Annotated in this window: 17 protein-coding genes and 1 other RNA gene; 17 read left to right on the top strand and 1 reads right to left on the bottom strand. The window is 57.0% G+C overall.

The features are described from left to right. Nucleotides 1–696: 696 nt before the first annotated feature. Genes EL294_RS06815 through EL294_RS06805 form a run of 3 tightly spaced genes read left to right on the top strand, consistent with a single transcriptional unit; the run spans nt 697 to nt 3,092 of the window. Nucleotides 697–1,062, top strand: a complete 366-nt coding sequence (locus EL294_RS06815; RefSeq protein WP_164715253.1) for a metallopeptidase family protein — start codon at nt 697–699, stop codon at nt 1,060–1,062. After that, complete coding sequence (locus tag EL294_RS06810; protein WP_126466075.1) at nt 1,055–1,849, top strand: J domain-containing protein; 795 nt, start codon at nt 1,055–1,057, stop codon at nt 1,847–1,849. The genes EL294_RS06815 and EL294_RS06810 overlap by 8 nt, the downstream gene beginning before the upstream one ends. Before the next feature lie 13 nt (nt 1,850–1,862). Continuing rightward, a complete protein-coding gene (locus EL294_RS06805; RefSeq protein WP_126466073.1) occupies nt 1,863–3,092 on the top strand; it encodes a glycosyltransferase in 1,230 nt (409 codons plus the stop codon). Between the two features lie 23 nt (nt 3,093–3,115). Here EL294_RS06805 and EL294_RS06800 read toward each other — a convergent pair whose 3' ends face one another. Further along, a complete protein-coding gene (locus EL294_RS06800; RefSeq protein WP_126466071.1) occupies nt 3,116–3,916 on the bottom strand; it encodes an NAD(+)/NADH kinase in 801 nt (266 codons plus the stop codon). Nucleotides 3,917–3,967: 51 nt separating this feature from the next. Here EL294_RS06800 and EL294_RS06795 point away from each other — a divergent pair, with 51 nt between their 5' ends. The 14 genes from EL294_RS06795 (at nt 3,968) to truA (ending at nt 19,136) form a co-directional block, all read left to right on the top strand. Further along, a complete protein-coding gene (locus tag EL294_RS06795; RefSeq protein ID WP_126466070.1) occupies nt 3,968–4,846 on the top strand; it encodes an RluA family pseudouridine synthase in 879 nt (292 codons plus the stop codon). Between the two features lie 17 nt (nt 4,847–4,863). Continuing rightward, nucleotides 4,864–5,043: non-coding RNA, 6S RNA (gene ssrS / locus EL294_RS06790), on the top strand. 217 nt (nt 5,044–5,260) lie between these two features. Continuing rightward, the gene (pyrB, locus tag EL294_RS06785) at nt 5,261–6,184 is read left to right on the top strand and encodes an aspartate carbamoyltransferase (protein ID WP_126466068.1); all 924 of its coding nucleotides are present in this window, start codon (nt 5,261–5,263) and stop codon (nt 6,182–6,184) included. Further along, complete coding sequence (locus EL294_RS06780) at nt 6,165–6,842, top strand: iron-sulfur cluster-binding protein (RefSeq protein WP_126466066.1); 678 nt, start codon at nt 6,165–6,167, stop codon at nt 6,840–6,842. The genes pyrB and EL294_RS06780 overlap by 20 nt, the downstream gene beginning before the upstream one ends. Further along, entirely contained in the window at nt 6,830–7,726 is an 897-nt protein-coding gene (locus EL294_RS06775; protein ID WP_126466064.1) for a dihydroorotate dehydrogenase, read from the top strand. Before EL294_RS06780 ends, EL294_RS06775 begins: the two co-directional genes overlap by 13 nt. Before the next feature lie 9 nt (nt 7,727–7,735). Next, nucleotides 7,736–8,782 (top strand): carbamoyl phosphate synthase small subunit, encoded by a 1,047-nt coding sequence (locus EL294_RS06770; RefSeq protein ID WP_126466062.1) that lies wholly within the window; start codon nt 7,736–7,738, stop codon nt 8,780–8,782. 12 nt (nt 8,783–8,794) lie between these two features. After that, nucleotides 8,795–12,013, top strand: a complete 3,219-nt coding sequence (carB, locus tag EL294_RS06765; protein ID WP_126466060.1) for a carbamoyl-phosphate synthase large subunit — start codon at nt 8,795–8,797, stop codon at nt 12,011–12,013. Between the two features lie 67 nt (nt 12,014–12,080). Continuing rightward, nucleotides 12,081–13,556 carry a D-alanine--D-alanine ligase family protein gene (locus EL294_RS06760; RefSeq protein ID WP_126466059.1) on the top strand — a complete coding sequence of 492 codons (1,476 nt, stop codon included), beginning with the start codon at nt 12,081–12,083 and terminating at the stop codon, nt 13,554–13,556. Between the two features lie 115 nt (nt 13,557–13,671). Then, a complete protein-coding gene (thiW, locus tag EL294_RS06755; protein WP_126466057.1) occupies nt 13,672–14,148 on the top strand; it encodes an energy coupling factor transporter S component ThiW in 477 nt (158 codons plus the stop codon). Nucleotides 14,149–14,503: 355 nt separating this feature from the next. Beyond that, complete coding sequence (locus tag EL294_RS06750) at nt 14,504–15,013, top strand: tryptophan transporter (RefSeq protein ID WP_126466055.1); 510 nt, start codon at nt 14,504–14,506, stop codon at nt 15,011–15,013. A 914-nt stretch (nt 15,014–15,927) separates the two neighbouring features. Beyond that, nucleotides 15,928–16,761, top strand: a complete 834-nt coding sequence (locus EL294_RS06745) for an energy-coupling factor transporter ATPase (protein WP_126466053.1) — start codon at nt 15,928–15,930, stop codon at nt 16,759–16,761. After that, on the top strand, nt 16,734–17,597 hold the full coding sequence (locus EL294_RS06740; RefSeq protein ID WP_126466051.1) for an energy-coupling factor transporter ATPase: 864 nt from the start codon (nt 16,734–16,736) through the stop codon (nt 17,595–17,597). The genes EL294_RS06745 and EL294_RS06740 overlap by 28 nt, the downstream gene beginning before the upstream one ends. Further along, entirely contained in the window at nt 17,590–18,396 is an 807-nt protein-coding gene (locus EL294_RS06735) for an energy-coupling factor transporter transmembrane component T family protein (RefSeq protein WP_126466049.1), read from the top strand. Before EL294_RS06740 ends, EL294_RS06735 begins: the two co-directional genes overlap by 8 nt. Continuing rightward, entirely contained in the window at nt 18,393–19,136 is a 744-nt protein-coding gene (gene truA, locus EL294_RS06730) for a tRNA pseudouridine(38-40) synthase TruA (protein ID WP_126466047.1), read from the top strand. The genes EL294_RS06735 and truA overlap by 4 nt, the downstream gene beginning before the upstream one ends. Nucleotides 19,137–19,158: the final 22 nt, after the last annotated feature.

Genomic DNA, 19,158 nt, shown 5'->3' with positions numbered 1-19,158 from the left:
AGGGAACGAGATTCTTCGACTCGGAACGGGGTTCCTCGCTCAGAATGACAATGGGGGGGTACGCAAACAAAGACAGGGCGTGAAAAAAGCCTTGTCATCCTGAGCGACGCCGAAGGCGGAGTCGAACGGATCTCCGTGGGCTATTGCGGGTCGACTGCTTGCATGGTACTTCCTGCGAGTCTTGTTGTTCAAGAAAAGGGTACGCCGTGCGTTTCGGCACCGGCTTCTCTGCGAACTTTATGTAGGGAACGAGATTCTTCGACTCGGAACGGGGTTCCTCGCTCAGAATGACAATAGGGGGTAACGGGTCGATGGGTTGCATGGTACTTCCTGCGAGTCTTGTTGTTCAAGAAAAGGATACGTCGTGCGTTCCGGCATCGGCTTCTCTGCGAACTTTATGTAGGGAACGAGATTCTTCGACTCGGAACAAGTTCCTCGCTCAGAATGACAATAGGGGGTAACGGGTCGATGGGTTGCATGGTACTTACTGCGTGTCTTGTTGTTCAAGAAAAGGGTACGCCGTGCGTTTCGGCATCGGCTTCTCTGTATTCCCCATACAGGGAAAGAGATCCTTCGACTCGGAGTGAGTCCCCCCAGAATGACAATGGGGGTACGTCGCAGTGCCCATTTTCTATTCCCGAAACCTTTTCATTCCCCTAAGAATCCCATATAATGAAGGTTCAGGAGGCAATCATTATGGAGGAAAGATTTGAAGAAATGGCGGAAATGCTCGACGACATCGTCGATGCGCTGCCCGCCGAATACTTTCGCGGCCTAAACGGCGGGGTGCTCTTTTCCGAAGAGACGATGCGGGACGAAGACTACCCCGAGCTGTATATTCTCGGCCACTATAAACAGGAACCCATCGGCCAGAGTATCGTGCTGTATTACGGATCGTTTCTCGCGATGTACGGGTCTCTTCCCAAAGCGGCGCTGTACGAGGAGCTCAAGAAGACGCTCTATCACGAGCTGACCCACCATTTGGAGACGCTGGCGGGAGAGGACGATTTGGTACGAGAAGATCGGGCGTTTATGGACGAGTACAGGAGAGACAATGGATAAGATTCGCGGAAATTTTTATAAATATATCGGCATCGTCATCGACTATGTGTTGGAGTTTTTTATTACGGTGTTCAGCCTTTTGGTGGAGGTCTTTCGCTCGTTTCGCAGTCTGTTGATCTCGCTGTTGTTTTTCGGGGGCTGTCTGTTCTTTTTTATCCTCTGGATTCCGCTGAGCTTCGGCAGTCGCGACGGGATTCCCTGGTTTTGGATCGTGCTGTTTGTGCTGGTCTTTCCGGTGGCGGGTTCTTTTGCCATCACCCGGCTCAAGTATCTGCAGTATATGGCGACGGAGTATTTTTACGAGCGGGCGGACTATTATCTTTTGGGCAAGAATGTCACCTACGACACGATGGGCGACTATGGCCGTCGCTACGCCCGCAAAATCGAAGAAGAACGAAAGCGGCAGGCGGAAGAACGTCAGCGGCTGGAGGAGGAGATGTTCCGCCGGCAGTTCGAGGCGTTCTTTAATGACGCGCGCTTCGGCGGCTACAACCAAGGCGGTTACCGACAGGGCGGCTACGACTACGGAAGCGCGGGTTACGGCAATACGACCTTCGACGGCGGATTTAAGGAAAAATACGAGACCGCGGCGCGCCGTTTGGGCGTAAGTACCGACGCAGATAAGTATGAGATCCGCCTGGCGTATAAAAAGCTCGCGAAGAAGTACCATCCCGATTTGAATCTCGGCGAGGACACGACGCGGCTCTTCCAAGAAATCAACGCCGCCAACGAATTTTTGTCCGACGAAAATATCGCCCGCTACAAACAGATGTACGGACAGGGGTAAACAGGAGAGATCCATGAAGATACTACACACTTTAGCGCAACTGCCGACCCGCACCGGGAGCGGCGTCTATTTTAGCAATCTCCTCGCGGGACTCAAGCGGGAGGGGGTGGAGAATCGGCTGCTGTATGCCGTACAGGATCCCTACGAATTCCACTTCGAAGAGGCGAGTTATCCGGTGCGCTTTTTAAGCGAGGAGCTGCCCTTTCCCATCGCGGGCATGAGCGACGAGATGCCCTATCCCAACACGGTGTACTCCGCCATGGACGAGGAGACGCTTTACCGGTGGAAGGCGGCGTTTCGGCGTCGGCTCGATGCGATCAAGTCGGAGTTTACGCCCGATGTGATCGTCGCCCACCACCTGTGGTATTTGACGAATATGGTGATCGAGGCATTTCCCGGCGTTCCTGTGGTGGGGATTGCCCACGGCACGGATTTGCGTCAGGCGGAAAACCACGAGGCGCTCGCCGAGGCCCACGCGCCCCGCATACACGAACTCGCCCACGTCTTTGCGCTCTCTCGCAAGGACAAGGCGGGGGTATCGCGCATCTTTCAAATTCCCGAGGAGCGGATCACCGTTATGGGCGGCGGGTATAATGAGTCGGTCTTTAACGACCAGGGCATTTGGCGCGAGGAGGAGATCATCAAGATCGTCTACGCCGGCAAGCTCTCCCGGGCAAAGGGGGTCTACGAGCTCGCGAAGGCCTACCCCAATCTCAAGCGCAAGTACCCGGAGATCACGATGGAATTTATCGGCGAGGAATCCTTGGAGCACAAGGACCGCATCTTCGAGTGCGCCCACTACAAAGAGGGCTTTCGGATTCACAATGTCATCGACCAAAAGGCGCTGGGCGCCCATATGAAGACTTGCGATATTTTCGTGCTGCCCAGCTATTACGAGGGACTGGGACTTACGGCGATCGAGGCGCTGGCGTGCCGTATGCGCCTGGTCACCGCCGAGCTCGACGGGTTGATGGAGCTCTTGGGCAATGCGGTCGTGAACGCTGATGAGATCGAGATCGTAAAGCTGCCGAATCTCTATGAGCTCGACAAGCCCTATAAGCTCGAGATCGACGGGTATGTCGAGCGCTTGGAAGAGGCGATCGAAAAGCAGATTCTAAGATTGCGGCAAAAACAGCCCTTTTCCGATGCGGTCTACGACAAGATCCGCAACCATTCCTGGCGGCGCATCGTCGAGCGGGAATACGAGAAGATCAAAGAGATCGCGGAAAGTTCCGGGCAATAAAAAAGGCCCCGCGAAGGAGCCGATTAGAGGAATTTGCTCTTGATATTTTCCCAGTAGTTGCTGTCGATAACGAGGCGATTCAGGTGCCGGTCGGCGAAGCGGATATTGACCCGCTTCAGCTGATTGTAGGTGTGCTCGCGCCCGTCGACGAGGATCAGATTGGAATTGGCGTATCGGCGCTCGGGCACCAGACTGACGACGTGGTTGCCGGGAATGACGAGGCTAGAGCGGAGCGAGCGATACGAGTGCGACGAGATCCCCGCCATCGGGGTCACCGACATGGCCTCGACCCCCGGGTGGACGATGCCGCCGCCCAAGGACATATTGTAGCCGGTGGAACCCGCCGGGGTGGCGACCAGAATACCGTCGCCCGAGAATTTTTCCAGGTGGTTGCGGTCGATAAAAATGTTCATATGGATGACTTTGGAATTCTGCGCCTTGAGGACGACCTCGTTTACGGCGTAGAGAAAAAAGTTCTTCTGATTGGTATAGACCTCCGCGCCGAGGATCGGCAATCGCTCGATCCGGTAGTGATTGTTGTCGTAGGCGTCGATAAAGGCGTCCAGCTGTTCGGGACTGATTTCCTGAAAAAATCCCAAATGCCCTGTGTTGATGCCGACGATGGGCGTATCGGAAAACTTGGTGCGGTTGACCGCCTTGATAAAGGCGCCGTCGCCCCCGACGGTGATGGTGAGCGCCGCCCGGGGGGAGAGTGTGGTGGTCGGATTATAATTATGCTGTTTGAGTTTTTGGATCAGCCGCTTGGTGGTCTTGCGACTTTCAAAATTCGAATTCGAAATAATATTGATCAGTTTATTGGCCATCGTTCACCTCAATTCATGCCATCTATTATATCGTAAAGCAAAAGGAGACAAATGAAAAGCGATGACAGTATAAATTTTACGGCGACAAAAGAGTACACGCGCTGCGATGCGCTTTGCAAGCGGGCGGGACTTTCGCGCGGATTGATGAAGCGCGCCTTTCGAAGCGGGCGAATCACCCGCGCGGGAGAACCCATCAAAAACTTTCAGCCGGTGAAGGCCGGCGAGACGATCGCCCTCGCCTTCGCCGATGAAGAGACGAATACGGTGCCGTCGCCCTTTCGCCAGCGGGTCCTCTACGAAGATGCCGATCTTCTCGCCGTCGAAAAGGGCGTGATTCCCACTATGCCCTGTGCCCAATACCCGACGGGGACGCTCGCCAACGAGATCTGTGGCTATTTTCGCACGCGGGGCATCCGGCGTAAGGTGCGCATGCTCGGGCGGCTCGACAAGGAGACCACGGGGATCCTCGTGGTCGCCAAAAACCCCTACGCATACGGCAAGTTGGCATCGCAACACACCGAGAGCAAGCGCTATATCGCCCTGTGCCGCGGGCGAATCGAAAAGGCGGGCACGATCGATGCGCCCATCGGCCCGGGGGATGCGTCGCTGGTGCGCGAGGTGCGCGCAGACGGGCAGCGGGCGCTGACCCGCTACCGGCCCGTGCGGCGCGGGGACAACACCCTGGTCGAGATCGCCCTCGAGACCGGCCGCTGTCACCAGATTCGCTGCCATATGGCGCATTTGGGCCATCCCGTCGTGGGCGACGATCTGTACGGCGGTGGGGCGGGGCCCATGCGGCTCCACGTATATACGATGGCGTTTCTGCATCCCCGCGACGGCAGAAGAATACAGCTTTTTTCAAAAATTCCGCAATACTTTTTCAATGCGCCCGCCGGCACCTGCGATCTTGCACAAAAGGGCGAAAAGTAGTATAATAACCACAAGGTAGATCTCTGCCGCGTACGATATCTTCACATTAATTCAACCGACAAATCAGACACGGGAAATTGTGTCTAGCTCCCTATAACAAGCCTCCACTGCGTGGAAGTTAGAAGTAGTTAGCAGATTACCCACCTTAATTTTAGGGCGGGTCTGAATTAAATGGAGACCGGCTAGGCGGAGACTCAAGAGGCCCGGCTTTGCCGGGTTTTTTTTTGCGCGTTTTTGCTTTTGGCTTGACGCGCAGCGCCGAAAAGCGTAGTATAACCATAGAAAACGAACTTTTAATTTAGTGCGGGACACTAAAAAGGTCGCAAAACAGAATACCCCCTTCCCCTCGCGGGACGGGTCTCTCTTTGTGCCTTTTATCCTTCCGATAAAAGCTTTTTTTGTATAGGAGGCAATATGCTCAGACACCTGATCGAACCGGATGACTTTACCTCGAGAGAGTACGACACATTATTCAGACTGGCAGCGGACATCGCAGAAAATCCCGCATTGTATCGACACAGATGCGACGGGAAGATCTTGGCCAGTCTTTTTTTTGAGCCCTCCACCCGGACCCGCATGTCCTTCGACGCGGCGATGTATCGCCTGGGGGGCGACGTACTCCATCTGGGCGATGCAAAGGTGTCGTCGTTGGCAAAGGGCGAGAGCGAAGGGGATACGGTAAAGATCGCCGAGCAATACGCCGATATCTGCGCCATGCGCCACCCCGTGGCACATACCCAGCACGAGGTCGCCAAGCTGCTTACCACCATGCCCTTGATCAACGCCGGCGACGGCGACAACGCCCACCCCACCCAGACCCTTGCGGACATCTTTACCATTCGCGACGAAAAGGGCGCCTGGTCGGGCTTAAAGGTGGGATTTTGCGGCGATCTGCGCTACGGCCGGGCGGTGCATTCGCTCTTTGAGTTTTTGAACCACTACGACAACGAATTCGTCTTTATTTCGCCGGAAGGGCTCGAGATGCCCGCGGTGTATTTGGAAAAGTCGAATTGCCCCTATACCGAGACCGGGGATTTGGCGCAGGCGATCGGAGACCTCGACGTGCTCTATATGACCCGGGTACAGCGGGAGCGTTTCGCCAGTTCCGAGGAGGCGGCGCGCTACCGCGGCTCCTATATTCTGAACCAAACGGTGCTCGATCGGGGGCGAGACGATCTCATCGTACTTCACCCGCTGCCCCGGGTTGACGAGATTGCGACCGAGGTGGACGACGACCCGCGGGCGCTGTATTTTAAGCAGGCGAAAAACGGCATGTATATGCGCATGGCGCTGATACTGACATTATTGGAGGCGAGCGATGCGAGTTTTGGAAAATAAAGCGCTGGGGGAAGATCTCTTTCTCCTGCGACTGGACGGGGAATCGACGGTCGTGCCGGGGCAGTTTTTTATGCTGCGGCCCAACGACCGCTCCCGATTGCTGGGGCGGCCGCTCTCGGTGTTTTCGGCCATCGACGGACTTTCCTTTCTGATTAAGGCGGTGGGAGAAGGCACCGAAGGCTTTCGGCGTCTGCGCCCCGGCGATTCGATCGACGTAGAGGGTCCCTACGGGAACGGCTTTCCGCCCTTGGAAGCGCCGACGCTATTTATCGGCGGGGGCACGGGGATTGCGCCGTCCTTTCACCTGTTGGAATCCGACGCAAAGAAACACCTGCGCGTAGCCATCGGCCTACGCGCGCCGAATCCCGCGCTGGAGGCGCTCTATGCGCCCTATGGCGATCGGGTGCGCTTTTATATCGGCGACGACATCTTCCGCGATCTCACCGTCGGGGACGAGACGATCTACACCTGCGGCCCCGCCGGCATGATGCAGCGGGCGGTAGAGGAGGCAAAGGGCGACGTATATGTGTCGCTGGAATCGCGCATGGGCTGCGGTTTCGGCGCCTGCCTCGCCTGTACCTGTAAGGTGAAAGAGCACCGCGAGCGGGTCTGCGTAGAGGGCCCGGTATTCGAAGGGAGGTCCGTATGCTGGAAGTAAAACTCGGGGGCAGAACCCTCAAAAACCCCTTGATCGGCGCCTCGGGCACCTTCGGCTTCGGCGCGGAATACGCCCGCTTTTACGACCCCGCGATTTTGGGCGGCATCGCCTCGAAAGGGCTCACCCTGCGGCCCAAAGAAGGCAACACCGGCGTGCGGATTTACGAGACGTCATCGGGGATTATGAACTCGATCGGCCTGGAAAACCCGGGCGTTTCGGCTTTTATCGAAGAGATTTGGCCCGAGATGCGAAAGATCGACACCACTGTGCTCGTGAACCTGGGCGGCAACAGCACCGAGGACTATCTCGAGGCCGCCGAAATGCTCAATGACACCGACATCCATATGATCGAGCTCAATATTTCCTGCCCCAATGTGGCATCGGGTGGCATGGCCTTCGGCCTGCACTGCCAAGACGCCGCTGCCATCACCCGGGCGGTGAAGGCACGCACCAAGCACCCGGTGATCGTGAAGCTTTCGCCCAACGGCGATGCCCCGGCGGAGCTCGCCAAAGCGTGCGAAGCGGCGGGGGCGGACGGCATCAGCCTGGTGAATACCTTCCAGGCGTTCGCCATCGATGTGGACGAGAAAAAGGCCGTCTTCGACAATATCTACGCCGGCCTTTCGGGCCCTGCGATCTTTCCCATCGCTCTGCGCATGGTGCGCGATGTGGCGCGGGCGGTTTCAATTCCCGTGGTGGGGATCGGCGGCATCCGCTCGGCGGAAGATGTGATCGCTATGATTATGGCGGGGGCGGAGGCGGTGGAGATCGGCACCATGAACTTTGCCGACCCCCATTGTATGGAAACCATCATCAACGATTTGAAGGCATATACAGCGCGTGAGAACATCGGGTCTTTAGATGAGATCCGCGGCATCGTATAGGAGGCAAATATGGAGACCTTTATCCAATTGGAAGACGGCACGGTATTTAAGGGGCGGCAGTTCGCCGGACGTCGAAAAAAAGTCGGGGGCCACTTTCTCGTACACGGCACCATGATCGGCCACGAAGAGGTGATGACCGACCCCGCCAATCTCGATCGCCTCTTGATCTTTACCTATCCTTTGGTCGGCGGCTACGGCATGAACTTTGAGGACAACCAGTCCGAAGGCCCCACCATCTCGGCGCTGATCTGCCGAAAGGCGATGGAAAATGCGACCAACTTTCGGAGCGAAATGGACCTCAAGGCGTATCTCGACTACCACGACGTGGTGGGCGTCGAGGAGGCGGATACCCGCGGGTTGATCCGCCACCTCAGAAAGAGCGGCGGCCAGCGCGGCATCATCACCGACCGGCTGCTTACGCCCTCGGAGATGGAGCGCTTCTTTGCGGCGGAAAACCCCAACACCATCGAGGCGGTCAGCGCCGTAGAAGTGGCCGAGATCGAAGGCGGCGAAAAGACCGTCGCCCTGTGGGATTTCGGCGTAAAAGACGGCACCATGGAAAAACTGCGCGAACTGGGCTTCAGCGTGGTGGTCTACCCCGCCATGACGAATTTTGACGCGATTCTCGCCGATCGGCCGGACATTCTGTTTTTGAGCTCCGGGCCGGGCATCGCCGCCCAATATGTGGACATCATTCAAGACATTCGCGAGATCCTCGGCAAGGTGCCCATCTATGCCACGGGCCTCGGGGCACAGTTTCTCGGCATGGCGCTGGGCGGGAGCCTGCAAAAACTCGAACAGGGCCACTGCGGCGCCTCCATTCCCGTAAAGGCCGCGGACGGGCGCGTGTATATGACGAGCCAAAACCACGAATACATCGTCGACGATCTGCCGGAGGATGTGGAGCGCATCTACACCCACGTCTCGGATCAGAGCATCGAAGGCTTTTACGACGCCGAACGACGCGCCTACGGCGTACTGTTCGATCCCTTCGGGTTGAGCGGCGCGAGAGGTCTGGAACAAGCGGAAGGCGATCGCCTTTCGACATTCGCATAGGAGGAATCGAAAATGCCCAAAAGAGAAGATATACAGAAAGTACTCGTGATCGGCAGCGGCCCTATCGTCATCGGCCAGGCGGCGGAATTCGATTATTCCGGCACCCAGGCCTGTGAATCCCTGCGGGAAGAGGGGGTCGAGGTCGTCCTCGTCAACTCCAACCCCGCCACCATTATGACCGACCGCGAAGTGGCGGATAAGGTCTATATCGAGCCGCTCGCCGTCGATGTGATCGAAAAGATCATCGAACGGGAGCGTCCCGACAGCTTGATCGCCGGCATGGGCGGGCAGACCGGGCTGAATCTTTCGATCGAACTCTACGACAAGGGGATTTTGGAAAAATACGGCGTACAGATTATCGGCACCTCGATCCCGTCGATCAAAAAGGGCGAGGACCGCGAACAATTTCGCCAGCTGATGGAAGAAATCGGCGAACCGATCATCGAATCCAAGACCGTCGAAAGCGTCGAAGACGCCCTCGCCTATGCCGACGAGATCGGCTACCCCGTGGTCGTGCGCCCCGCCTTTACCCTGGGCGGCACCGGCGGCGGCATCTGCGAGGACGCGGACGAGCTCGAAAACATCGCCCGCTCGGGCATTCACCTTTCCCGTGTGGGGCAGGTGCTGATCGAAAAGTGCATCACCGGCTGGAAGGAAATCGAGTACGAAGTGATCCGCGACGCAAAGGGCACCTGTATCTGCGTCTGCAATATGGAAAACATCGACCCCGTCGGCGTCCATACAGGCGATTCCATCGTGGTGGCGCCCACCCAGACCCTAAGCGATGTGGAGCACAATATGCTGCGCCGCTCCGCCTTTAAGATTTTAGAAGGCGTGGGGATCGAAGGGGGCTGCAATGTGCAGTTCGCCCTGGAACCCCACAGCTTGGAATACGCCGTGATCGAGATCAACCCCCGGGTCAGCCGCTCTTCGGCGCTCGCCTCCAAGGCGACGGGATACCCCATTGCGCGGGTGGCTTCGAAGATCGCCCTGGGGCTTTCTCTCGACGAGATCGAAAACAAGGTGACGGGCGACGCCTCCTCGGCCTTCGAGCCCTCCATCGACTATGTGGTGGTCAAGCTCCCCAAATGGCCCTTCGACAAATTCTTTAACGCCGATCGCAATCTCGGCACCAAGATGATGGCGACGGGCGAGGTAATGGCGATCGGACCCACCCTCGAAGTGGCGCTCCTAAAGGGACTGCGCTCCTTGGAGATCGGCGCCTTCAGCCTGCTGCACCCCCGATTTAAGAAGATGGACATAGAGACCTTAAAGGAAAATGTAAAGCGCCCCAACGACGAGCGCCTGTTCTACCTCTCCGCCCTCTTAAACACCGGCTACGACATCGCGCGTTTGAGCCGCGAGACCGGGATGGATGCGTATTTTCTGCGCATTATCAAGGGCATCGTCGACCTGGAGGCGGAACTCGAGCGCATGAAGAAAGAAGACCTCTCGGAGGAAAAACTGCGGCTGATGAAGCGCATGGGCTTTTCCGACGAGATCATCGCCAATCGGCTGGATGTCACGGAAAAGTTTATCCGCGAGCTGCGAAAGCTCTTCGGCATCGAGGCCAAATACCGCAAGGTGGATACCTGCGGCGGACTCGCCGATCCCCAAGTGAACTATCTCTACTCCGCCTACGAAGGTGAGGACGAATCGCCGGTATCTGCGGACAGGCGCCGCATCGTCGTCATCGGGAGCGGCCCCATTCGCATCGGCCAGGGCGTGGAATTCGACTACGCCTCGGTCCACTGTGTCAAGACCCTGCGCCGAGAAGGGTACGAAACCATCATCATCAACAACAATCCCGAGACCGTATCCACCGACTTCGACATATCGGACAAGCTGTACTTTGAGCCGTTGACGGCAGAAGACAGCCTCAATATCCTGGAAAAAGAACAGCCGGAAGGGGTCATCCTCCAATTCGGCGGACAGACCGCCATCAAACTCGCCGGCGCCTTTAAGGAAGCGCGCATTCCCATTTTGGGCACCGACCCCACCGCCATCGACCGGGCGGAAGACCGCGAAAAATTCGACGCCATGCTCGAAGACCTCCAGCTGATGCGGCCGGAGGGCATCGGCGTCCACGGCGTAGAAGAGGGAATGGAAGGCGCCAAGGCGCTGGGATATCCCGTATTGGTACGGCCTTCTTATGTGCTGGGCGGCCAGGGCATGGAGATCTGCACCAACGACGAAGACCTCCGGTACTATCTCGAAGAGTCCTTTGCCTTAGATCCCGAGCGCACCGTGCTGATCGACCAGTATATCGAGGGCATGGAATGCGAGGTCGATGCCATCTGCGACGGCGCCGACGTATTCCTGCCGGGCATTATGGAACACTTGGAGCGCGCCGGCGTGCACAGCGGCGACTCCATCAGCATTTATCCCTCCCGGCATATCAGCGAACAGATGGAAGCGGAAATTCTGGAGGCGACCAAAAAAGTCGCCCTGGAACTCGGCGTCATCGGCATGATTAATATCCAGTACATCATCAAAGACGAGGTGCTGTATATGATCGAGGTCAACCCCCGCAGTTCCCGCACCGTGCCCTATCTCTCGAAGGTGACGGGCATCAATATCACCGAGCTCGCCACCAAGGTCATGCTGGGCCATAGCCTCAAAGACATGGGATACGCCACCGGCATCGGCAAAAAAGCGGCCTATACCTGCGTCAAGATCCCCGTATTTTCGACCGAAAAACTCCACCGCGTCGAGGCCTCCCTCGGGCCCGAAATGCGCTCCACCGGCGAGGTGCTGGGCGTCGGCGCTACCGAAGAAGAGGCGATGGCAAAGGGATTTTTGGCCGCCGGCATGGACATCGAGGACAAAAAGCGGCGCATTTTATGTACCGTGCGCGACCGCGACAAACGGGAATTCGCCCCCATCGCCCGGGAAATGGACGCGCTGGGCTACGAATTTTATGCCACCGAAGGCACCAAAGCCTATCTCGCCGATTTAGGCATCGACGCAAAGCTGGTGCGCCGCGTAGAGGAAGCGCCGCCCACCATGATCGACTATATTCGAGGCGGCAAGATCCACATGGTCTTTAACACCCCCACCAAGGGCAACGACTCCAAGCGCGACGGATTTTTGATTCGTCGCACCAGCATCGAAAGCGATGTGGAGCTCTTTACCAATCTCGACAAGGCGAAAGTGTTCGTCGAAACCCTAAAAGACAACCCCCTAAAAGAGGCGCTGCACGTATACGAACTCGACGACTATTCCATGTAAATTGATTGACTTTTCATAAAGTCGGGTAAAATCCCGATAGTTGATTCTATGAAAAGGAGCGTGGAATATGCGAATCGGTATCGTAAGAGATGTATCTCAGATTCATCGAAAAACAGAAGAAGCGGCCCTCGCGGAACAAAGTTATCAAGACGATGTGGTAGAATCCGTCACCGCCGCCCTGAAAGATAAGTACGACGTCATCGATTACGTCTTCGACGAGCACCTTTTGGACAAACTCGCGGAAGACAAGATCGACCTGGTCTTTAATTTGGCAAACGGCCGGGAGGACATCAACGACCGCACCGAACTGCCGAGCCTCTTAAAACAGGCGGGCATCCCCCACACCGGATCCGGTGCCATGGGCCACGGCGTGGCCGACGACAAGGCGCTCGCCACCGCCGTCCTCGCCCGAAACGGCATCGCCCACCCCGAGACCGTCGTCCTCGAATCCCCGGTGGATTTGGCGCGCCTGGCGCCCAAGTATCCCGTACTCGTAAAGCCCAACAACGAAGGTTCTAGCCGCGGCATCGGCGACGACGCCGTGGTTCGTAGCGACGAGGAATTGTTCCGATTGGTGCGCAAGATGTTCGCCTACAACGACAAACTCCTGGTGACCGAATATATCGAGGGCAAAGAAGTGACCGTCGGCGTCATCGGAAACGGCGCAGATGTGGAAGTTCTTCCCGCGGTAGAAGTCGACTTTTCGAATGTCTCCGGCAATCGGGAAAAGATCTTCAGCTTCGAGGTCAAACACGAGGACGATGTGGAATACCACGTGCCCGCCCGCTTAAGCGACGCGGAACGAAAGACCGTCGAAGAGACCGCGAAAAAGGCATTCGAGCTGCTGCAGATCCGAGACTACTGCCGCGTGGACATGCGCATTCGGGACGGCAAGGCCTATGTTCTCGAGGTCAACGCCTTGGCGGGTCTGCACCCCGAAAGTTCCGACATCATAAAAATGGCGAAGGCGGCGGGCTACTCCTACGACGCCTTTATCCAAAAACTCGCGGAAATCGCCATTGCGCGAGAGGGCCTTACCGATAACGGAAGGGCGAACGACGCGCAAGATATTGCGAAACAGCGCGCCGAAGAAAACCGCCTCGCCCGCAAAAACGCCGAAGCGGCCTTTGCCAATCGGCCCGATCAAAAGGCGAAACGCGCCTTCGAAGGCGCCAAGGACTCCGTGCGCGCCACCCGCGACGAACTCGAGCGGCGCGGCAAAGAGGCGTATCACAGCATCGAGCGCGGCTACGAGCTGAACAAAGAGCGCTGGGAAGAGGAATACCGGCGGGGACTCAAAGATGTGCGCGATAAGCGCGACCAGGCCGTAGACTATCTTAAAGACGCGGCGAACGAGACCCCCGTGCGCGCGGCGGGACGGGGCTGGGCGCCCTACGGAAGCGGCTACCCGGCACAAGAACAGCCGCAGCAGCCGCAAAACGCGCCTTCCTACGCGTCCGATTCCGACGCGAGATACCGGGCACTCGAAGCGCGCATTCACGCACTGGAAGAGCGCATCCGCATTTTGGAACAGCGCAGATAACGAGAAGAGAAAAGGACGCCTTCGGGCGTCTTTTTTTGTTGCGTTTGTCCTTTGGCGCGGAGTTCGGTATACTGAGAAAAACGCGGGGCAAAACCCGCACGAAATCGGAGGAAGTATGGAAAAAACGACCCAAAAAATCGTGCTGACCGGGGTAATGACCGCCGTCTCCGTCAGCCTATCTACCATGGTGGTCTTTCCCAATATGGCGCCCTTTCAGCACTGCATCAATGTCATCGGCGCCGTGGTATTGGGACCGAAGTACAATTTTCTCTGCGCCCTCTTGACCGGCCTGATCCGCATGGGCATGGGCAAGCCCTTTACGGCGGTAACCGGCGCCGTAGTGGGGGCGCTGTTGAGCGCGCTTTTGTACCGGCGATTCCGCCGCATCGGCGCGGCATGGATCGGCGAAGTCATCGGCACGGGCATTTTGAGTGCGATCCTGAGCTATCCCTTTATGAAATACCTCTTCGGGCTCGATCTCGGCAGTCCCTTTTACTACATCCCCTTTTTTGTACCCTCTGCGGCCGTGGGCGCCTCCATCGGCGCGGCGGTACTGGTGGGGCTCATCTCTTCCGGTGCCATACGGCGTTAAGGCGAGGTAAAATTCTTGCGATCGGCAGAAAAGTCGTTGCAAAATCCCGATCGTCTGCTATACTGTAAGTAATCCTAAACAATATGAAAACGACGAACAGAAGTAAGTAGCGTCAGGGGATCCTCTCAGAGAACCGGTGGTGGGTGCGAACCGGCGAGGCAACCGAGCGCGAATGGGTCTGTGAGTGCAAAGTGAATTGAGTATCTGCGCCGGTTCTCCCGTTATCGAGATAGGATATGTTAGTATCTAAACAGAGATGCGTCGCTTTGCGACGTCACTAGGATGGCACCGCGAATTTACCATTTGCTCCTAAACCGGGCAAGTGGTTTTTTTAGTGCCGAGAAAAGGAGAAATTATGAAGACGAAGACATTGGTACAGGGCGCGATCTTTATCGCATTGGGCACGATGTTACACTATGTGGTTCCCGGATTTTTTAACGGAATGAAACCGGATTTTATGTTGTTTTTTATGATCGCCTTTGTACTGATCTACCCCGATGTGAAAAGCGCCCTCGCCATGGGCGTCGCCATGGGGCTGATGGCGGCGGTTACCACCCAATTTCCCGGGGGACAGCTGCCGAGTCTGATCGATAAGATCATCACCGCCTTGGCGGTAATGGCCATGGCACGGGTATTTCCCGAGGCGGGGGTCGTTAAAAAGGCATTGGTCTACTTCTTGGCGACCATGGTGAGCGGTACCATCTTCCTCGCCTCCGCTATGTTTTTGGTGGGACTGCCCGGCGGTGCGCCCTTCGGCGCCATGTTTGCGGCGGTGGTCCTTCCCACGGCGGTCCTCACCGGCGTTTGCGGCGTCGTCTTCGAAAAAGTCGTCGCCGTTCATTTTCGGCACAGTCGTATACGGTAAGGAAGCGGGAGCGAGCGGAGGATAACTTCGATACTCGCTCCCTTTTTTGAGCGACCGTCTGCCCTCACTTTTATGTCTTTTGCGTGGAGAAGGAAAAAGAAACGTCGCGCGTTTCGGCGGTGGTTTCTCCGGTCGTTTTCTCTAGGGAAAGAGATTCTTCGACTCGGAACAAAGTTCCTCGCTCAGAATGACAATAGGGAGCGGTCGTGAATAATGATTTTGTCATCCTGAGCGGAGCCGACAGGCGGAGTCGAAGGATCTCAAGTAAGCTATTGCGGGTCGATAGGTTGCACGGTGGCTATTGCGTGTCTTGTTGCCCGACAAGAGAAAAGACGTCGTGCGTTTCGGCGGTGGTTTCTCCGGTCTTTTTTTCTAGAGAACGAGATTCTTCGACTGGGAACGAAGTTCCTCGCTCAGAATGACAATAGGGAGCGATCGTGAATAATGATTTTGTCATCCTGAGCGGAGCGCAGCGGAGTCGAACGGATCTCCGTCGGCTATTGCGGGTCGATAGGTTGCACGGTGGCTATTGCGTGTCTTGTTGCCCGACAAGAGAAAAGACGTCGTGCGTTTCGGCGGTGGTTTCTCCGGTCTTTTTTTCTAGAGAACGAGATTCTTCGACTCGGAACAAAGTTCCTCGCTCAGAATGACAATAGGGAGCGATCGTGAACAATGATTTTGTCATCCTGAGCGGAGCGCAGCGGAGTCGAAGGATCTCAAGTAAGCTATTGCGGGTCGATAGGTTGCGCGGTGGCTATTGCGTGTCTTGTTGCCCGACAAGGAAAAGAAACGTCGTACGTTTCTGCACATCTTCTATGACAATCGCGGGGGATTGCGAAACCGTTGAGGGAAAGGCCTGCGATATGGTATAGTAAATAGGTTAAAATGCTTGTTTGTATGCGTAAGGAGCATTTATGTTAGAGATACAGAACCTGGAATTTAAATACGAGGGCGCCGATGTAAACGCCGTCGACGGCGTCACCCTTTCGGTAGAAAAAGGGGAGTTCGTCGCCGTACTGGGGCACAACGGCAGCGGCAAGTCCACCATGGCAAAGTGCATCAACGGCCTCTACACGCCCACCGCCGGGGATGTGATCGTCGACGGCATGAACACCAAAGACGAAGAGGAGATCTGGAACATTCGCGCGCGGGCGGGGATGGTCTTTCAAAATCCCGACAACCAGATCGTCGCCACAGTGGTAGAAGAAGACGTGGCCTTCGGCGCCGAAAACTTGGGCATCGAGCGCGAGGAAATGCGCCGTCGCGTCGACTACGCCTTAAAGGCGGTAGAGATGTACGACCGCCGCTTCGACCAACCGCACCAACTCTCGGGCGGACAGAAGCAGCGGGTCGCCATCGCGGGGATCCTCGCCATGAACCCCGACTATATCGTGCTCGACGAGCCCACCGCCATGCTCGACCCCGTGGGGCGGCGCGAGGTCATGGATACGATTCTTCGCCTCAATCGGGAGCAGAATAAGACCGTGCTTCTCATCACCCACTTTATGGACGAGGCGGTGCTCGCCGATCGGGTGGTGGTGATGGAAAAGGGCCGCGTGCTCTTGGAAGGCGCGCCGCATACGGTATTCGACGAGGTAGAGACCATGAAGCGCATCGGGCTCGACGTGCCGCAGGTCACCGAACTCGCCTACCGGCTCAAGCAGCGGGGGATTCCCCTGCCTGCGGGAATACTCACAAGAGAGGAGTTTGTAGAAGCCCTATGTCGCGTCTCAGCATCCGAAATGTAAGCTATATCTACAACGAGGGCATGCCCTTTGAAAAAGTCGCCTTAAAAGACATCAACCTCGACATCGAAAAGGACGAGTTTATCGGCCTGATCGGCCATACCGGAAGCGGCAAGTCGACTTTGGTGCAGCATCTAAACGGGCTCTATGCGCCCACGCGGGGCGAAATTCTCTACGACGGCATCGACTACCGTAAGAAAGGCAAAAAGCTCTCCGCCCTGCGGCAAAAGGTGGGCCTGGTGTTTCAGTATCCCGAGTACCAACTCTTCGAGGAGACGGTCATCAGGGACATCGCCTTTGGCGCGAAAAACCTAGGTCTCGGCGACGAGGAAGTGGATCGGCGGGTCCGAAGCGCCATGGCGCGGGTGGGACTTTCGTACGACGAGATCGGCGAAGAGAGTCCCTTCTCCCTCTCCGGCGGGCAAAAGCGGCGGGTCGCCATTGCGGGGATCCTCGCCATGGAACCCGAGGTCCTGGTGCTCGACGAGCCCACCGCGGGCCTCGACCCCCACGGCAGCCGGGAGATTCTCGAGGAGATCCGCGGCATTTTCGAGACCACGGACACGACCATTGTCTTCGTATCCCATAGCATGGAGGAGGTGGCGCGCCTCGCCACGCGGCTGATCGTGATGGATCACGGCGAGGTAAAAATGGACGGCACGCCACGGGAACTCTTTGCCCGGGAAGAAGAACTCCGCGCGATGGGACTGGGCGTGCCCCAGGTACGAAGTGCCATGGGAAAATTGGTGCAAGCGGGCATCCCCGTCGACGAGAACTGCATTACCGTCGAGGAGGCATTCGAAGAAATCGAAAGGTGGTGGGAAAAGACCCATGCTTAAAGACATAACCATCGGCCAGTATTTCCCCGCCGAATCCCCGGTACACAGCCTGGATCCGCGGTTTAAGATCCTGATCATGACGCTGTTTATCGTGAGCCTGTTTTTTATCAATTCCTATTCGCCCTATGTCCTGGTGGCGGCGTGGCTGATCCTTACGATTATCGCGGCAAAGATACCGGTGAAGCTCGTGGTAAAGGGCCTCAAGCCCCTGCGTATGATCCTTATCTTCACCTTTATTATGAACCTGTTTTTTATCCCCGGTACCGAGATCTTCCGCTTCGGCTTTTTGCGCATCACCGAAGAGGGCCTCAACCAGGCGATCTTTATGGGGATCCGACTGGTACTCTTGGTGTTGGGTACGAGCCTGTTGACCCTTACCACCTCGCCCCTGGAACTCACCGAAGGGATCGAAAAGCTCTTGACCCCCCTAAAGCGCGTGGGCTTTCCCGCCCATGCCATCGCCATGATGATAACCATCGCGCTGCGCTTTATTCCCACCTTGATCGACGAGACCGACAAGATTATGAAGGCGCAGATGGCGCGGGGAGCGGACTTCGAGTCGGGAAATATTCTCGAGCGGGCAAAGAATCTGATTCCGCTTTTGGTGCCTTTGATCCTAAACGCCCTCAGGCGGGCGGAAGAGCTGGCGACGGCGATGGAAAGCCGCTGCTATCGGGGCGATGAAAACCGCACCAAGCTCAATCCGCTGGAGGTCACCTCCACCGACTGGATCTATTTTGTCGGCAACAGCGCGTTTTTGATCCTCGTCTGCGCCCTTCGCATCTTCCCCTTGCCATGAGAAATATTTTACTCACCATCGCCTACGACGGCACGGATTTTCACGGCTATCAGGACCAGCGACCCAAGCCGCTGCGCACCGTAGAAGGACTATTGCGCGAGGCACTGGAGGCGACCGTGGGGCACGAGGTGCGCCTGCAATCGGCGGGAAGGACCGATAAGGGCGTGCACGCCATGGGGCAGCGGGCGAACTTCCGCGCCGACACCGCCATTGACCTGGGGAATTTCCCCAAAGTGGTGAACTACCATTTGCCCAAGGATCTGAGCATTGTGCGCGCGCAGGCGGTGCCCGATGACTTTCACGCCCGCTACGGGGCCAAGCGCAAGCATTACCGCTACCGCATCTACAACCGGCGAAATCGCAACGGATTTTTGGACCGCTCCCACACCCATATGCCCTTTCCGCTCGATGCCGATGCCATGGAAGCGGCGCTCTCTATGATCGTCGGCGAGCACGATTTCAGCGCCTTCGAGGGGCGTTACGCATCGCCGGCGAACCCGGTGCGCGCCATCGACGAGATTCGACTCGTGCGGCGGGGCGATTTTATCGAAGTCGACTTCTACGCCATGAGTTTTCTCAAAAACCAAATCCGCATCATTATGGGCTGTGCCATGGAAATCGGGCGGGGACTGAAACCCGTCGACGCCCTCTACAACGCCACGCTGACCAAAAATCGGGGCGATTTGGGGCCCACGGCGCCGGCACAGGGGCTTATCCTCATGGACATCCAATACACATAATCATCGTCGGCGGCCATCCGCC

Source organism: Aedoeadaptatus ivorii, from assembly GCF_900638585.1.
Taxonomy (GTDB): domain Bacteria; phylum Bacillota; class Clostridia; order Tissierellales; family Peptoniphilaceae; genus Aedoeadaptatus; species Aedoeadaptatus ivorii.
This window is presented reverse-complemented; position numbering and strand designations above follow the sequence as displayed.

Bases quoted from the DNA above. Each gene is read 5' to 3' on its own strand.
- EL294_RS06760 (WP_126466059.1), top strand. From the start codon at position 12,081: ATGCGAATCGGTATCGTAAGAGATGTATCTCAGATTCATCGAAAAACA.
- EL294_RS06795 (WP_126466070.1), top strand. From the start codon at position 3,968: ATGAAAAGCGATGACAGTATAAATTTTACGGCGACAAAAGAGTACACG.
- EL294_RS06740 (WP_126466051.1), top strand. From the start codon at position 16,734: ATGTCGCGTCTCAGCATCCGAAATGTAAGCTATATCTACAACGAGGGC.
- carB (WP_126466060.1), top strand. From the start codon at position 8,795: ATGCCCAAAAGAGAAGATATACAGAAAGTACTCGTGATCGGCAGCGGC.
- EL294_RS06735 (WP_126466049.1), top strand. From the start codon at position 17,590: ATGCTTAAAGACATAACCATCGGCCAGTATTTCCCCGCCGAATCCCCG.
- pyrB (WP_126466068.1), top strand. From the start codon at position 5,261: ATGCTCAGACACCTGATCGAACCGGATGACTTTACCTCGAGAGAGTAC.
- EL294_RS06805 (WP_126466073.1), top strand. From the start codon at position 1,863: ATGAAGATACTACACACTTTAGCGCAACTGCCGACCCGCACCGGGAGC.
- truA (WP_126466047.1), top strand. From the start codon at position 18,393: ATGAGAAATATTTTACTCACCATCGCCTACGACGGCACGGATTTTCAC.
- EL294_RS06770 (WP_126466062.1), top strand. From the start codon at position 7,736: ATGGAGACCTTTATCCAATTGGAAGACGGCACGGTATTTAAGGGGCGG.
- EL294_RS06810 (WP_126466075.1), top strand. From the start codon at position 1,055: ATGGATAAGATTCGCGGAAATTTTTATAAATATATCGGCATCGTCATC.
- EL294_RS06800 (WP_126466071.1), bottom strand. From the start codon at position 3,916: ATGGCCAATAAACTGATCAATATTATTTCGAATTCGAATTTTGAAAGT.
- EL294_RS06775 (WP_126466064.1), top strand. From the start codon at position 6,830: ATGCTGGAAGTAAAACTCGGGGGCAGAACCCTCAAAAACCCCTTGATC.
- EL294_RS06815 (WP_164715253.1), top strand. From the start codon at position 697: ATGGAGGAAAGATTTGAAGAAATGGCGGAAATGCTCGACGACATCGTC.
- EL294_RS06750 (WP_126466055.1), top strand. From the start codon at position 14,504: ATGAAGACGAAGACATTGGTACAGGGCGCGATCTTTATCGCATTGGGC.
- EL294_RS06780 (WP_126466066.1), top strand. From the start codon at position 6,165: ATGCGAGTTTTGGAAAATAAAGCGCTGGGGGAAGATCTCTTTCTCCTG.
- thiW (WP_126466057.1), top strand. From the start codon at position 13,672: ATGGAAAAAACGACCCAAAAAATCGTGCTGACCGGGGTAATGACCGCC.
- EL294_RS06745 (WP_126466053.1), top strand. From the start codon at position 15,928: ATGTTAGAGATACAGAACCTGGAATTTAAATACGAGGGCGCCGATGTA.